This window comes from Paraburkholderia jirisanensis (assembly GCF_054782355.1).
Window position 1 is genome coordinate 1,222,222 of the sequence record NZ_BAAGSQ010000026.1, and the last position, 12,986, is coordinate 1,235,207.

General features: G+C 62.2%; 12 protein-coding genes. 7 read left to right on the plus strand and 5 right to left on the minus strand.

Annotation, left to right across the window (positions count from 1 at the left end; translation table 11 throughout):
• Window positions 1–96: 96 nt before the first annotated feature.
• The 3 genes from ACYVNQ_RS21825 to ACYVNQ_RS21835 form a co-directional block, all read right to left on the minus strand.
• Complete coding sequence (locus tag ACYVNQ_RS21825) at window positions 97–1,761, minus strand: ATP-dependent DNA ligase (RefSeq protein WP_460904673.1); 1,665 nt, start codon at window positions 1,759–1,761, stop codon at window positions 97–99.
• Window positions 1,761–2,861 (minus strand): ligase-associated DNA damage response exonuclease, encoded by a 1,101-nt coding sequence (locus ACYVNQ_RS21830; RefSeq protein WP_460904674.1) that lies wholly within the window; start codon window positions 2,859–2,861, stop codon window positions 1,761–1,763. The genes ACYVNQ_RS21825 and ACYVNQ_RS21830 overlap by 1 nt, the downstream gene beginning before the upstream one ends.
• Before the next feature lie 260 nt (window positions 2,862–3,121).
• A complete protein-coding gene (locus tag ACYVNQ_RS21835; protein WP_460904675.1) occupies window positions 3,122–3,505 on the minus strand; it encodes a hypothetical protein in 384 nt (127 codons plus the stop codon).
• A gap of 269 nt (window positions 3,506–3,774) precedes the next feature.
• On the opposite strand from ACYVNQ_RS21835, the gene katE reads away from it, so the two are divergent.
• From katE to ACYVNQ_RS21855, 4 genes are all read left to right on the plus strand, one after another.
• On the plus strand, window positions 3,775–5,877 hold the full coding sequence (gene katE, locus ACYVNQ_RS21840) for a catalase HPII (protein WP_460904676.1): 2,103 nt from the start codon (window positions 3,775–3,777) through the stop codon (window positions 5,875–5,877).
• A 194-nt stretch (window positions 5,878–6,071) separates the two neighbouring features.
• Window positions 6,072–6,995 carry an ABC transporter ATP-binding protein gene (locus ACYVNQ_RS21845; protein WP_460904677.1) on the plus strand — a complete coding sequence of 308 codons (924 nt, stop codon included), beginning with the start codon at window positions 6,072–6,074 and terminating at the stop codon, window positions 6,993–6,995.
• Window positions 6,995–7,756 (plus strand): ABC transporter permease, encoded by a 762-nt coding sequence (locus ACYVNQ_RS21850; RefSeq protein WP_460904678.1) that lies wholly within the window; start codon window positions 6,995–6,997, stop codon window positions 7,754–7,756. The genes ACYVNQ_RS21845 and ACYVNQ_RS21850 overlap by 1 nt, the downstream gene beginning before the upstream one ends.
• An 87-nt stretch (window positions 7,757–7,843) precedes the next feature.
• Window positions 7,844–9,064: a sensor histidine kinase gene (locus ACYVNQ_RS21855; RefSeq protein WP_460904680.1), complete on the plus strand. Its 1,221-nt coding sequence runs from the start codon at window positions 7,844–7,846 to the stop codon at window positions 9,062–9,064.
• A gap of 189 nt (window positions 9,065–9,253) precedes the next feature.
• On the opposite strand, the gene ACYVNQ_RS21860 is transcribed toward ACYVNQ_RS21855, so the two are convergent.
• Complete coding sequence (locus ACYVNQ_RS21860; protein ID WP_460904681.1) at window positions 9,254–9,382, minus strand: MFS transporter small subunit; 129 nt, start codon at window positions 9,380–9,382, stop codon at window positions 9,254–9,256.
• Window positions 9,383–9,392: 10 nt separating this feature from the next.
• Window positions 9,393–10,793, minus strand: coding sequence for an L-lactate MFS transporter (locus ACYVNQ_RS21865; RefSeq protein WP_460904682.1), 1,401 nt, complete (start codon window positions 10,791–10,793; stop codon window positions 9,393–9,395).
• 532 nt (window positions 10,794–11,325) lie between these two features.
• Here ACYVNQ_RS21865 and ACYVNQ_RS21870 point away from each other — a divergent pair.
• From ACYVNQ_RS21870 to ACYVNQ_RS21880, 3 genes are all read left to right on the plus strand, one after another.
• Complete coding sequence (locus ACYVNQ_RS21870) at window positions 11,326–11,550, plus strand: hypothetical protein (RefSeq protein WP_460904683.1); 225 nt, start codon at window positions 11,326–11,328, stop codon at window positions 11,548–11,550.
• Window positions 11,528–12,250: a GntR family transcriptional regulator gene (locus tag ACYVNQ_RS21875; RefSeq protein WP_460904684.1), complete on the plus strand. Its 723-nt coding sequence runs from the start codon at window positions 11,528–11,530 to the stop codon at window positions 12,248–12,250. The genes ACYVNQ_RS21870 and ACYVNQ_RS21875 overlap by 23 nt, the downstream gene beginning before the upstream one ends.
• Window positions 12,251–12,847: 597 nt before the next feature.
• A complete protein-coding gene (locus ACYVNQ_RS21880) occupies window positions 12,848–12,973 on the plus strand; it encodes a hypothetical protein (protein WP_460904686.1) in 126 nt (41 codons plus the stop codon).
• Window positions 12,974–12,986 lie beyond the last annotated feature (13 nt).

Sequence of the window (12,986 nt, forward strand, 5' to 3'; positions counted from 1 at the left end):
CATCATTGGCGAAGATGCGCAAAGCGGATTTTGCAAACCCGATATTTAGCTTGCCTTTCCAGTTTACCGGAGCGTGACGGTACCGCGCCGCGCGGATCATGCCGGTGTGGGGTCGGTAAAGCCCTTGAGCATTGCTAGCGTGTCTGCATCGTCGATGTGCTTGTCGGTGCGCCAGCGCAGCATGCGCGGAAAGCGCACGGCAACGCCGGATTTGTGCCGGGGGCTGGCCTGAATGCCTTCGAAGCCGATTTCGAACACCAGCGTCGGCGTGACGCTGCGCACCGGGCCGAACTTCTCCACGGTAGTCTTGCGCACGATTGCATCGACTTCGCGCATTTCTTCATCGGTGAGGCCCGAATAGGCTTTGGCGAATGGAACCAGGGTGCGTACACCGTCGCTTTCGTCCCAGACGGCGAAGGTGAAATCCGTGTACAGGCTCGCGCGCCGGCCGTGGCCGCGCTGCGCATAGACCAGTACCGCATCGATCGCGTACGGGTCGATTTTCCATTTCCACCAGGTGCCCGATGCTTTCGTGCGGCCGACGCCGTACATCGACTGGCGTTCTTTCAGCATCAGCCCTTCGACGCCGCGCGTGCGGCTTTCGCCACGCAGTTCCGCAAGTGCGGACCATGACGCGGCGTCGACCAGCGGCGAAATGCGCAGCAGGTCGCGCGCAAAGGTGTCGCCGAGCGTGGCCGCGAGCGTGTCGAGCTGCGCTCGCCGCTGTGCCAGCGCCGTGGTGCGCAGATCGGTACCGTTTGCTTCGAGCAGGTCGTAGGCAAGAAACGTGGCAGGCGAATCGGCGAGCACTTTCTTCGTTAGCGATTTGCGCGTGATGCGCGGCTGCAGCCGCGCAAATGGCAGCGGCGCCTGCGCGCCCGGCTGCCACGCGAGGATTTCGCCATCGAGCACGAAACCGTCGGGCAATGTGTCGCCGAGCGCTTGCACTTCGGGAAAGCGCTCGGTGATCAGGTCTTCGCCGCGCGACCAGATCCACACGCGGCCGTCGCGCTTGACCACTTGTGCGCGGATGCCGTCCCACTTCCATTCGATCAGCCAGTGTGCGGGATCGCCGAGCGTGTGTGGATCGGCTTGCAGCGGATGGGCGAGAAAAAACGGGTAAGGCAGCGCGCGCTCGCTGTCGGTCGCAGCTTCTGCATCGTCGGTGGTTTGCGGTGCGATCAGGCGCAGATAGCGCGCCGCGTCGGGCGCCTGTCGTGCATCGGTCCAGCCGACCATGCGTTGCGCGATCAGCTTGTGGTCGACGCCCGCAACGTCGGCGAGCGCGCGCACCACCAGCTGCCGCGCGACGCCGACGCGAAAGCCGCCGCCGATCAGCTTGGTCAGCAGGAAGCGGCCGCTCCAGTCGAGTTCGTCCCAATACTCGACCAGACGCGTGCGCAACTCGTCAGGCGCTGCGCCGCGCAAGGTCAGCACGCGTTGTTCGATCCACTGTGTGAGGCCGAGTTCGGAGGTACGCGACGCCGGCGGCAGTACGTGTGCGATGGTTTCGGCAAGGTCGCCGACCGCCTGGTACGACTCGTCGAATAGCCATTCGGGCAAGCCGGCGCGAGTGCGAGCGATATCGCTGAGCAGCCGCGTCGGCACTGCCTGACGTGGTTTGCCGCCGGCAAGGAAGTACGACGCCCACGCTGCGTCTTCCGGCGGCGCGGCGGAAAAATAGGTTGTCAGCGCATCGAGTTTGTCGCGCGTCGAGGTGGTCGCGTCGAGCGCGGTGTAGAGAGCGGCGAAGCGCTTCATCAGGTGCGCGCCTCGTGGCCGGCTGTGGACCCGGATTCAGATCCGGATGCGTCCACGGACGTTGCGGTCTCCTGTTGCGCCGCCGGTGCGTCCGCCTCGACGTTGTCACCGCCGTATTCCGTAGCGAACGAGCCGGCATCGAGACCCTGCTCGCGCAGCCAGCGCACCATCGGTTCGAGCTGGCCATGCGTGACGATGACGCGGCTCGCGCCCGTCGCGGCTATCGCGTTTTGCAGGCCGGGCCAATCCGCATGATCGGACAGCACGAAGCCGCGATCGACGCCGCGCCGCCGCCGTGTGCCGCGCAGGCGCATCCAGCCCGACGCGAATGCATCGCTGTAATCGCCGAAGCGGCGCAGCCACGCGCTGCCTTGTGCGGAAGGCGGCGCGACGATCAGCGCCTGCCTGAACGCTTCCTTGTTTCGGCCAGGGACCTCGGACGCGTTGTGCGTGTCGGGCAAGGCGATGCCCGCGGCGCGATAGGCGCGGTTCAGCGGTTCGACTGCGCCGTGACAGAAGATCGGGCCGATCCCCGCATCGACGCTGGCAAGAACGCGCTGCGCCTTGCCGAACGCATAGCAGAACAGCACCGATGCGCGCCCGTTCGCGGCATTGTGTCGCCACCATGCATCGATGCTGTCGAAGATCGCGCGCGGCGCGTCCCATCGATAGATCGGCAAGCCGAACGTCGATTCGGTGATGAAGGTATCGCACTCGACCGCTTCAAATGCGGTGCAGGTTGGGTCCGGGTCCAGCTTGTAGTCGCCCGACGCGACCCACACCTCGCCGCGGTACGCGACACGCACTTGCGCGGAACCGAGCACGTGCCCGGCGGGATGCAGTGAGATGTCGACACCACCGATCGCGATGCGCTCGCCGTATGCCGCGGTTTGCAGATCGATGTCGGGCAGGCGCGTGCGCAGCACGTCCGCCCCGGGCGCGGCAGCGAGATAGTGACGATGGCCGGAGCGTGCGTGATCGGAATGCGCGTGAGTAATGACAGCGCGCTCGACGGGCTGCCATGGGTCGATGTAGAAATCGCCGGGCGGGCAATACAGGCCTTCTGCGCGCGCGACGATCAGATCCGCTGTGCTCGCCAAGGGTCTTTCTCCGTGACAGGGCGGTGCGTTCAGATGTTGTTCAGTTTAACCGCGGCGTAACTGCAGTGCGGTTGCGCGGCAGTGATGGGTTGCTTGCGTCGTTCGGTGCAGGAGCATGCTGCCGCCGGGTCGCTTACGTGTCGGCTGTCCGGCAGCATCGTACGCGATTGTCGCGCGATGAAAACCGGGCGGCTTCATCGCGCTTCGTATAGCGGCCGCCGGCGCCTGGCCGGCTTGCTGGTTACTTCCTCTGCCACCTCTTACTGACCGTTCTGCATCGAATTGCCCGTGGTGCCCGGCGCGGGCGCCATGCCGCGGTTTGCCGGTGCGGGCGCGGCGCCAGTGCCGGTGCCCATGCCGCCACCCGTGCCGGTCACGCCCGGGGTGCCATAGCCGCCATCGGCATTGGTGCCGGGACGGTTCATGCCGCGGTTCGCGCCAGTGCCGGGCGTGGCCACGCCACCTGCGCCGCCGGTCGTACCGCCGCCGGCACCCACGCCGTTGCCAGACGAACTGCCGCCGCCCGCGCTACCGCCGCCTGCACCACCCGCACCACCTGCGCCGCCGCCCGCTTGCGCGTAGACGCCGCCAGACAGTGCCATCACGAGTGCCGAGGCCAGGATCGTCTTCATTGTGCGTTTCATCGTCGTTTCTCCGAGAGGGTTCAGGAACACGAGCGAGTTGAGCTCGCCTGCCCATCGACTAGCGCAAACCGCGTGCCGCGCGTGCTTGCATCGGGCGTTGCAGCCAGATGGATGCGCGCGCAACCAGATGTGTGTGGGCGATTTGTACTGCCGCCAGGCATCGCGCTTAAAGCGGGGAGAAAAACCGCGCTGGAACGACGTTTGCGCCACTGTCTGACGTTGCGCGGCGCGTCTCGCGTCCGCGCCGTTCCCAGCAAGGAGTTCCCACAATGGCAAGCAAACCACGCAACCGTCCGTCCGGCGCGCCATCGGAAGACGCGAAGTCGCAGGCACTTGAGGCGTCGCGCGTGCGGCCAGCCGGCGAGGCGCTGCGTACCAATCAGGGCGTGAAGATCGCCGACAATCAGAACTCGCTGCGCGCAGGGCCGCGCGGCCCGTCGTTGCTCGAAGATTTCATTATGCGTGAAAAAATCACGCACTTCGACCATGAACGCATTCCGGAGCGGATCGTCCATGCACGCGGCTCGGCCGCCCACGGCGTGTTTCAGGTGTACGAGCCGCAGACTGAATTGACCAAGGCGGCTTTCCTGCAGGATACATCGGTGCAAACGCCGGTATTCGTGCGGTTTTCGACGGTACAGGGGCCGCGCGGCTCCGCAGATACCGTGCGCGACGTGCGCGGCTTTGCCGTGAAGTTCTACACCACCGAAGGCAACTACGATCTGGTCGGCAACAATATGCCGGTGTTCTTCATTCAGGATGCGATCAAGTTTCCCGACTTCGTGCATGCGGTGAAACCCGAGGCGCCCGATGAAATGCCGACCGGTGGGTCCGCGCACGACACATTCTGGGATTTTGTGTCGCTGGTGCCGGAAACGACGCACATGGTGCTGTGGACGATGTCGGACCGCGCGATCCCGCGCAGCCTGCGTACGATGGAAGGCTTCGGCGTGCACACGTTCCGTTTCGTCAATGCGCAAGGCGTGTCGCGCTTCGTGAAGTTTCACTGGCGGCCGGTGCTGGGGTCGTACTCGCTGCTGTGGGACGAAGCGCAGAAGATCGCCGGCAAAGATCCGGACTTTCACCGGCGCGACTTGTGGGACGCCATCGCGCGCGGCGATTTTCCCGAGTTCGAGCTCGGTGTGCAGATCGTCGAAGAAAAGGATCAGCATGCGTTCGGCTTCGATCTGCTTGACCCGACCAAGCTGATCCCTGAAGAGCGCGTGCCGCTGAAAATGATCGGCAAGATGACGCTGAACCGCAACCCGGACAATTTCTTTGCGGAGACGGAGCAGGCTGCGTTTCACCCTGGGCACGTGGTGCCGGGGATCGATTTCTCGAACGATCCGCTGTTGCAGGGGCGGCTCTTTTCGTACACCGATACGCAATTGAGCCGGCTGGGCGGCCCGAATTTCCACGAGATTCCAATCAACCGGCCGCTCGCGCCGTATCAGAACAATCAGCGCGATGGCATGCATCGGCAGACAATCAACGTTGGGCAGGCGTCGTATGAGCCTAATTCGTTAAGCGATGCGTGGCCGAAGGAGACCGATCCCGCGCCGCGTGATGGCGGTTACGAAAGCTACCCCGAGCCGATGGAGGGAACGAAGATCCGCGTGCGCAGCGAATCGTTTGCCGATCATTTCTCGCAGGCCGCATTGTTCTATCAGAGCATGAGCGAAATCGAGCAGCAGCATATCGCCGCTGCGTATCAGTTCGAGCTTGGCAAGGTCAGACAGCCGGAGATCCGGGCTCGTGTCGTCAATGAGATTCTGGCGAACTACGATATTGGCCTTGCGCAGACCGTTGCGGCGGGGCTCGGGATGCCGAAACCGCAGCGAGGGTCGCGCGCGGTCGGCAAGCAACAGGTTTCGCCGGCGCTGAGTCTACTCAACCGTGTGAAGCCCGGCATCAAGACGCGCAAGATCGCGCTGCTGGCAGCGCCAGGCTCGGACGAGACCACGCTTAAGACGTTGCGCAAGAAACTTGCGGAAGAGGGCGCCGCACCGCTGGTGATTGCCCCGACGCTGGCGCCGATCGGCGCTGTGCAACCCGATGCAACGGTAGCCGGCATGCCGTCGATCATGTTCGATGCGTTGATACTGTGCGGTGGCGAAGCGGGCGCAAAACTGCTGGCGCAGTCGGGCGATGCCCGGCATTTCGTGCTCGAAGCGTTCAAGCATCTGAAGGCGATCGCGGCGCTCGGCGCGGGGCGCGATGTGTTGCGCGCCGCGCATCTGCCCGATCATGCGGACGGTGTCGCGACCGGCGACGATAACGAGGTCGACGCAGTGTTGAAGGCGTTCGTTGAAGCGGCTGGCCAGCATCGCGTGTGGTCGCGTGCGGAGGCCGCGGAGTCGGTGCCGGCTTGACGATGGGATGGCGCTCGGGTTGCTGCACGAGCGCCATGCCGCGCTGTCCTGACTAGAAGCGCCAGGCGGCGCGACCAAAGCGCAAATGTCCGGAGAACTGCGCGCCGCCCGTGCATCGCCGCACGTCGGTTGTGCATCTGCACTGTCACGCGAGCGTCGCGCAAAGCAGGGCCGTATCTGCTATCGTCGCGGGCATGCAACCGATCATATCCCTATCCAACCTGTCAAAAACCTACGCATCGGGTTTCCACGCGCTCAAAGGAATCGATCTGTCGATCCGCCGCGGTGAAATCTTCGCGTTGCTCGGGCCGAACGGCGCGGGCAAGACGACGCTGATCAGCATCGTCTGCGGGATCGTCAGGGCTAGCACCGGCACCGTGTCCGTCGATGGCCACGATATCCAGACCGACTATCGCGCCGCGCGCGAGCTGATTGGCCTCGTGCCGCAGGAACTCACCACCGATGCATTCGAAACCGTCTGGGCGACGGTTTCGTTTAGCCGCGGCTTGTTCGGCAAACCCAAAAATCCCGCCTACATCGAAAAGGTGCTGCGCGATCTGTCGTTATGGGACAAGCGCAACAACAAGATCATGACGCTGTCAGGCGGCATGAAGCGTCGCGTGCTGATCGCCAAGGCGCTGTCGCACGAGCCGCGCGTGCTGTTTCTCGACGAGCCGACTGCCGGTGTCGACGTGGAGTTGCGCCGCGACATGTGGCGCCTCGTGCGCTCGTTGACCGCGAACGGCGTGACGGTCGTGCTGACCACGCACTACATTGAAGAAGCGGAAGAGATGGCCGATCGCATCGGCGTGATCAATGCTGGCGAGATCGTGCTGGTCGAAGATAAAGCCGAGCTGATGCGCAAGCTTGGCAAGAAGCAGTTGCTGCTGCATCTGGAAGAACCGCTCGGCGCGGTGCCGGCCGAGCTGGCCGAATACGGGCTCGAAATCGGCAACGGCGGCACCGAGCTGATCTTCACCTACGATGCGCAACGCGAGCGCGCGGGCATCGTCGCGCTGCTCAACGATCTGAACCGCGCAGGCATTCGCTTTAAAGACCTGCAGACGTCACAAAGCTCGCTTGAAGACATCTTCGTGAGCCTGGTGAGAGGCAATTGATGAATATTCATGCAATCCGGGCGATCTACCGGTTCGAAATGGCGCGTACCGGCCGCACGCTGATGCAAAGCGTGATCGCGCCGGTGATTTCGACCTCGCTCTATTTCGTCGTGTTCGGCGCGGCAATCGGCTCGCGGATTCGCGAGGTCGAAGGGATCAGCTATGGCTCGTTCATCGTGCCGGGTTTGATCATGCTGTCGGTGTTGTCGCAGAGCATTTCGAACGCGTCGTTCGGCATCTACTTTCCACGCTTTACCGGCACGATTTACGAAGTGCTTTCGGCGCCGGTGTCGTACCTCGAAATCGTGATCAGCTATGTGGGTGCGGCCGCAACCAAATCGATCGTGCTCGGCCTGATCATTCTCGCTACCGCGGGGCTGTTCGTGCCGTTGCAGATCCAGCATCCGTTATGGATGCTGGCGTTTCTGGTGCTGACCTCGGTTACCTTCAGCCTGCTTGGTTTTATTGTCGGCATCTGGGCTGACAACTTCGAGAAGCTACAGCTCGTGCCGCTGTTGATCGTCACGCCGCTGACGTTTCTCGGCGGCAGCTTCTATTCGGTTGCGATGCTGCCGCCCGGCTGGCGCGTGGTCGCGTTGTTCAATCCGATCGTCTATCTGGTGAGCGGTTTTCGCTGGAGCTTCTTTGGGCTCGCGGATGTCGGCGTCGGCATCAGCCTTGGGATGACCGCACTGTTCCTCGTGATCTTTCTTGGCGTGATCGCGTGGATCTTCAAGACCGGCTACCGGATGAAGTCGTAGTACGATGGACTTTTGCCGCGTGCGCGGCAGCAGATCTCGCTGACCGGCGGCCCATGCACGCGATCCTTCGTATGGAGGTCCATTGCCATGGCAAGTCAGCCGTCGCGCCCGCTACACGCGTTTGCGGAGCGTCTGCGCCAGCAGCGCGTCGAGTTGATCGAACGCTGGATGAAGGCCGTGTTCAACGACGCGGACCTCTCCGAGGCCGATCGTCTGACCTACGATCAACTGGCCGACCACGTGCCGGCGATGCTCGAGGAAATTTGCGGTGCGCTCGAGAATCAGGATCTCGACCAGATCGAGCCCGCCATCGAACACGACGCGCGGCAGCACGGCAAAATGCGCTGGCGGCAGGGCTACCGGATCGACGAAGTCGTGCGCGAGCTCGATTTGCTGCGCCAGGTGCTGATGGGCGCGATTACGCGCTTTGCTGAAGAGCATGCGCCGTTTACGCGGCGCCATGAAGAGCGCGCGAGGCAATTCATCGACGAAGCGGTGAGCTTCGTCACGCTGACGTCGATTCGCGAGGCGGTCACCGCGCGCGAGCGCAAGATCGACGAATACACCGGCCGGCTCGAACGCGCGAATCATGAACTGGCGCTCAAGGAGCGTGTGGTCAATGAACTGTACGAATCGCGCATGCAGATCACGCGCAGCGTCGTGCACGATCTGCGCAATTTTCTCAATGTGTTCTCGATGGCGCTGCAGCTGATTGCACGTGCGCCGGCCAAGCTCGACGCGGCGCTTGCGCTGGCGAACCGGCAGGCCGCCGATATGAAAACGCTGGTCGACGAGCTGGTCGAATATTCGATCGTGCTTGGCGATACCAATCCGTTCGCCGCCGAATCGTTCGATTTGCGTGGCCTGTTCGATGAGCTGGTCGCATCGTGCCGGCCGTCGATCGAAAGCAAGGGCCTGCGGCTCGTCAGCAGATTCGATGGCAAGCTGTCGACCATTACATCGAATCGTCTGAAGCTCAAGCAGGTCGCGCTGAATCTGCTGACTAACGCAGTCAAATATACAAAGGCGGGGGAAGTGCAGTTCGAGATGAGCGAGTGCGACGCTAACGCGTGGTGCCTGCGCGTATCCGACACCGGCGTGGGCATCGGCGAGGCGGATCGCGAGCGCGTGTTCGAAGCCTTCGAGCGGGCGAATCAGGACGATGTGCCGGGTGCCGGCCTTGGGCTCGCGATCGTCCGCGAATTGTGCCGGCTGTTGCAGGGGCAGATGCGCTTCGCGTCGCTTGAGGGCAGGGGCACGACGTTCGAGATTACGTTTCCGTTGCAGCTCGACAACGGTACGGAGTGATCGCTCGCGCGGCAGGTTTGAGTGCCGCGCTTCGTTTGCTGTGGCGTTTGACCCCGTTGCTGCTTTTGTTTTCGCTGCCGTTGCCTGCAGCAAAAACAAAAGGCCGGGCTAATCGAGCCCGGCCTTTGGTGTCAGCGTGCCGCGTGTACCAGCTCACTGCCCCGGCACACGTCGCCACGTTCAGCTGAATCAGTGAAACAGCTTGACCGCCTGCAGCAGCGTGTTGGTCACGCCCCAAACCAGCGGAATCAACACGTATAGCCAGAAAACAGCCAGCAGGCCTTTATTGGTCGGATGTGCCTGAGTGGTGGTTTGCATGTGAATCTCCTTATTTCCCGGTGGCCAGTTGGGCTTCGGTCATGTGGTGCTTTTCGTCGACGCGCTTCACCAGCAGATTGCAGATGAAACCGATCACGAGCAGCACGGCCATCAGGTGCACGGTCAGCGTGTATGCGTCCGCTTTCGCGACGCCGTGTGCAACTTCGTACGCACGGATGTAGTTGACGAGCACCGGGCCCGCCACGCCTGCCGCGGCCCACGCGGTCAGCAGACGCCCGTGAATACCACCGACGAACGCAGTGCCGAACATGTCGGCCAGATATGCCGGCACGGTCGAGAAGCCGCCGCCGTACATCGACAGGATCACGCAGTACGACAGCACGAACAGCGCGATGTTGCCGGAGTCCGCGAAGGTCGGCACGAAGTAGTACAGGATCGCGCCGAGCACGAAGAAGATGAAGTACGTATTCTTGCGACCCACGTAATCCGACGACGAGGCCCACAGGAAACGGCCGCCCATGTTGAACAGCGACAGCAGCCCGACGAAGCCCGCGGCGGCCGCAGCCGTGACCGTGCTCTTGAAGCTTTCCTGAATCATCAGCGAAGCCTGTCCGAGCACGCCGATGCCGGCCGTCACGTTCAGGAACAGCACCAGCCAGATCAGATAGAACTGCGGGGTTTTCAGCGCCTGGTCGATGTGCACGTGATTGCGCGTGATCATCTTCGTGGTGCTGGCGGTGGGCGGCGTCCAGCCGGCCGGCTTCCAGTCTGCCGGCGGCACGCGGATCGCAAGTGCGCCGATCGACATCGAGATGAAGTATGCAATGCCGAGCACGATGAAGGTTTCAGCCACACCGATGCTGGTAGCGCTCTTGAAGTGGTTCATCAGTGCCACCGACAGCGGCGCGGCGATCATTGCGCCGCCGCCGAAGCCCATGATCGCCATGCCGGTCGCCATGCCGCGGCGGTCCGGGAACCAGCGGATCAGCGTCGACACCGGCGACACGTAGCCGAGGCCAAGACCGATGCCGCCGATCACGCCATAACCTAGATAGAGCAGGGCGATCTGGTGAGTCCACACGCCGATCGCCGACACGACGAAGCCGCCGCCGAAACAGCACGCCGCAGTAAACATCGTGCGACGCGGACCGACGTGTTCGAGCCACTTGCCGGCGAACGCCGCCGACAGGCCTAGAAACACGATCGCCAGCGAGAAGATCCAGCCGAGCGTGGTCAGCGACCAGTCGTCCGGTGCCGATTGCGTGATACCGATGACTTTCGTCAGCGGACCGTTAAATACGGAAAATGCATAAGCCTGGCCGATGCACAGGTGCACGGCGAGGGCTGCCGGGGGCACCATCCAGCGCGAAAAGCCTGGGCCGGCGACAGTCGCCTGCTTGGAAAAGAAAGGTGCGCCGGAGTTGTCGCCGGGCTTTGTAATACTGCTCATGTGGTCGGTCTCCAGTGGGGTGCGTCTGGTTCGTTATCGGTCGTTTAGAACCGAAACTTGAGGTTCTGGCGCCGCCGACGCTCGTCCTGGAAGAGACCGAGCGGCCGGCTATATGTAGTGCGATTGCATATCAAGCCATCGCACTCAGGACGCCGAATCCGCAATTGCGAGACGATATAGCCACCCTGTGCGGGTGGCAATATGTCGCAGTTGTGCATATGCAGAAGGGGTTGTCTATGACGCATCGCGATACAGCGCCCTTGCTTGCTGTAAGGCGACGGGGTCCGCGAGCTTAGCAAACTTGTGCGGCATTGCAACGAAAGACGCGATGCGATTGCGGCGCACGCAAGATTCGCTATACATATAATGTATTTCGTATGCCACGCAGCCGCTTCCACAACAGCCGTGTTACCTTTTTGCAACGTTGTTGAAAAACACCGCGTCTCTGATATATCACATACAAAGTATTGACGTATGTGGCGGCGCAGCATATGATTGAGTCATTCGATCACTCAGTCATGTGGAGCTGCAAATGGATTTCGTATCTCTGGCCTTGCTTGCCGTTGGTTTTGTTGGCCTCGGCGCAGCCGCAACCGTTCTGCTGACCGGTATGATTCCGCAACACATCGCCGCGCGCGCAGCGCAGCATGGGCGTTTCGCGGGTCTTGCCGGCGGCATTGGCGATCCGGTTCTCGAAGTGCCGTATCGCACACCCGCTAACAAAGAGGCGATGAATGTCGTCAGAACTTCAAACTGAACCTGCAGCGGCCTCGCCGCTTACGCTGTCGCTGCAGCCCATCAATGCCAGCGCCAGCCTGCGTGACCAGGCTTATGCAATGCTGCGTCAGGCGATCGCCGACGCAGACATCTATCAGTCGAAGGAAGAGATCCGGCTCGACGAGCGTCTGTTGAGCGAGACGCTGGGCGTGAGCCGCACACCGGTTCGGGAAGCGATGACGCTGCTCGAGCAGGAAGGTTTTTTGCGCATGGTGCCGCGCCGCGGCATCTATATCGTGCGCAAGAGCAAGCGTGAAATCGTCGAAATGATCCAGATGTGGGCGGCGCTCGAGAGTATGGCCGCGCGCCTTGCCACGCTGCATGCAACCGATGCTGAAATTGCCCGGTTGCGCCATATGTTCGACAGCTTTCGCGATGCCACACCCGCTGAACATATCGCCGAGTATTCGGATGCGAACATCGCGTTCCACCAGGCGATCGTCGAGCTATCGCGGTCGCAGATCATTCTTGAGACGATCAAGAATATCTTCATCCACGTGCGGGCGATCCGGCGCATGACGATTTCGCAAAGCGACCGCGCATCGCGGTCGATCGTCGATCATCTGCGCATCATCGAGGCGCTCGAGGAGCGCGATACCGAACTCGCCGAGCGGCTAGTGCGGCAGCACTCGCTGGATCTGGCGGACTTCGTCGAGGCGAATTGCGACTTTCTGGATTGATGCGCTTGTCGGCATAGTGCGGCAGGGCAGATGAGTATGGAAAAGCCAGCGGGGCTGACCCGCTGGCTTTTTTGTTGCCTGTACTACCTGCTGCCTGTGCGAACCCGCTTTACCACCTTCTAATTAGATAGCAGGCGCGTCGTATCGCGTGCCTGCTGTGCCGCCATGCCCGCGCCGCACCGCTTCGTCGGAACGCGCCCGACCTGCTGCCGGTACATCGACACCCTCGTTCGCTCCCTCGTTCACCACAAATCCATGCGCCGCAGCGCGATTCGGGGAAAGACCAGTTGACGTCGTTTGAAATATGGTATGTGATATATCACGTCAGCGCAAGAGACAATAGCTGGTCGGTGTTTTCCCTCGGTTGGGCTCTGAGACGGCCTCAAAAGACGGGTCGTTTTCACCCACAAAGCCATACTGGTAAAGGTTATGTGGCCAATCGAAGGGTATCCACCAAGGCCTGAAATTGGTCTTGATCGCTTCTGATATATCACATACCGTATTGGACGGGGCAACGAGATGCTTGTCACACCGCGGCGCCATCGAACCGGCCACGTCCATCGATATCCATTAATAACGATTGACCAGGAGACGACTATGTCCGCATGGCTTTTGATCCCCACCGCTCGCGTGCCGCAGTGCGCGAGCGTCGCGTCTGGCCTTGATAGCAACGCGTCGCGCCAGCGCACGCGCGTGACCCGCAACCGCGCGCAGCATCTGTAACGCACACGTAGGA